At 69.5% G+C, this 2,449-nt stretch carries 1 protein-coding gene; it reads right to left on the minus strand.

The genetic code is table 11. The features are described from left to right. Positions 1-27: 27 nt before the first annotated feature. Entirely contained in the window at positions 28-2,310 is a 2,283-nt protein-coding gene (locus FGL98_RS24875; RefSeq protein ID WP_186526396.1) for a putative transposase, read from the minus strand. Positions 2,311-2,449: the final 139 nt, after the last annotated feature.

A 2,449-nucleotide genomic window follows, 5' to 3' on the forward strand; every position in this document is an offset into this window, starting at 1 on the left:
CCAGGGGTCTGGACATGGTGGGATCGTTCATGAGTTGTCAGGCTGGTCTTTGACGGTGTAGACGATCTTGAGGTTCGTGCCAGGATAGGTCGTCTCGGTGTCGGTCAGCTGCTGACACAGTCCGGCCAGGGCTCGGCTGCGTCGGGGCGCGGTCGCCGGGTCGAGGTCGACGTGCAGGCGGTCGCCGGTCACGTGGATGTCGCCGGGCAGGGTGAATGCCTCCCGCAGCAGGGCACGTGCTTCGTGATAGGCGGGCGCATAGTGTCCGTGCAGCATGCGGGCGAGAGTGGACTCGGCGTTGAAGGCGGACATGCGGATCGCGTGAGTGACCAGCTTGGTCTCCTCGTCCAGGACCCGGGCGCCGGGGCGCACCTCGCGCAGGGGGACGTGGGTGGGGGTTTCGCGCCGGTCGGCTTTGGCGTCCTCGTACCGGTCGCGTGCCGCGGCCAGGGTCTGACCGGCGGCCGGGTTGACGGTCGCGGTGCCGTGGTTACGCCGGCGCCCGGCCTGCGTAGTGGCCTTGTCGATCGCCTTGGCGAGTCCGGCCTGGGCGGCGGCCACCTCGGCGTGGGCCCGGTCGACGGCCTGACCAGCGTGCTTCTTGGTGGGATTGGGCACCAGGCGGTCGGGGTCATCGGCCTGGTCGGTGTAGCAGTCCAGGGCATCGAGAGCAAAATTGTGACGCGCGTAGCCGAAGTAGTTCTCTTGACGCCACCGCCCGGCGAGCCGCCAGCAGGCCTGTGCCCCGGTCAGATCGGTCCGCGAGGTGAGGATCGGGATCTGGGTGCCGGTCTCGGTGCGTTTGTGGATCTGCCGTAGCCTGATCGTGCCGCCGGTCCCGTCTCCCAGCGGCAGCTGCACGGTCTGCTCGGCCAGGTTGTAGGCGTGGGTGATCCCGTCGGGGTCGGTGAACGACTCCTCGGCAAACGCCTTCTCCGGGAGCGGGTCGAAGTCTCCTTTGCGGTAGGTCAGTACATCGAGGCCGGCATCGGTCAGCGCCTGGAAGCAGGCGGCGGACCAGCCGCCCCGGTCGAAGATCACCGTCGCCCGGCGGTCCTGGCCGATGACCGCGCGCAGCTCCGGGATCAGCCGGATCAGTTCCTGCGCCAGGGACGCGCCCGGGACACCGGGCACGACCAGCAGCGGGTCCGCGTCCGCGTCGGCGACCCACGTCTCGGCGGTCGCGTGAGCGACCATGTGCAACCGGGCCACATGGGTCTTGGGCAGGTTCCGTTTGCCGCAGTACACGCGGGTGTGCCCGTCAACGTGTAGGAACCCCAACGCATCCGGGTGAGCGGCCGCGTGCACCTGCGCGAGGGCGGCCTGCACGTCGGCGCCGCGCCGGTGGGAGGCTACCTCGGCCAGCTTCCGGCGGATCGTCTTGACCTCCGGGGCCCGATCCAACCCCAGGACCCTGCCCAGGTCGGCCGGGTTGACCCTCGTGGCGCCCTGCGCCCGCGGGTCACGCAGCAACGCCAGGAACAACATCGTCAGGATGACCGATCGCAGCCCGTAGAACCCGTTACGCAGCCGCCCGAATACGGACTCGAACACGGTGAGCAGCCCGGTAGTCTCCAGCGCGGGCAGGATCAGCAGCAGCCCGGCCACCGGTAGGTGCGCGCCCTCGGTGAGTACGACGGGCGCCTCGACCAGCAGCCCCTCACGGGCGGCCGCCCGCTCACCACGACGCGCCACCGGTACCGGAAGCACCGGCAGGACAAGCGCATTCGCGTCTTCCTGATCGGCGGTGTCCTGATCGGTTTCCCCGCCTGGATCCTCGCTGTGCTGGGCGTCCGGATCCGCGAGCGACTCTCCGGTATCGGCCGTGGCGCCCGGGTGGCGGGCCTGCCACCCGGCCGAGCCGGCGCGCCGGCCGAGCGCGACTCGGACGGTGGCGGTGTCCACGCCGACCTTCGCGGCGATCGCAGCCAGCGTCAGCCCCTTCTCGTCCAAGCGGCGGATACGCGTGACCATCCGGTCGGTCAGCTTGCTGGGTCCCTTCGGTCCCTTCTTGGTCGGGATCAGCCCGGCCACCCCGTCGGCGGCGAACGCAGCCCGCCACCGCCACAACGTGCCCTGCGTGGTGCCGAACGCGGCCATCACCTGACCGACCGAGGCGATCTTCTCCTCCACCAGCTGCACCGCGGCGAGCCGGCGCCCGACCGAGTCGTCCGCGGCGAAGGTGAACGTGGCCTGCCCGCAGATGAACACCACGCCGCCCTGTTCGTCTTCGACGAGCCCGGCCAGTGGGCCGATCGGGACCGCGTCGGCCGGTAGAAACGGCAGCACCTGCTGCTTGACCAGGCTCACACGAGGCCCCAAAACCCAAACTGATTCATGTACTCATTATCCCAGGTTCAAGGCATCAAAGCGCGGGACACGCGCAGGGAAATCCCCTACATCACAATGGAATCCGACCCAGCCGAGACGCTACGTGTCCAGACCCCTG

This window comes from Leekyejoonella antrihumi (assembly GCF_007845645.1).
Classification (GTDB): Bacteria; Actinomycetota; Actinomycetes; order Actinomycetales; family Dermatophilaceae; genus Leekyejoonella; species Leekyejoonella antrihumi.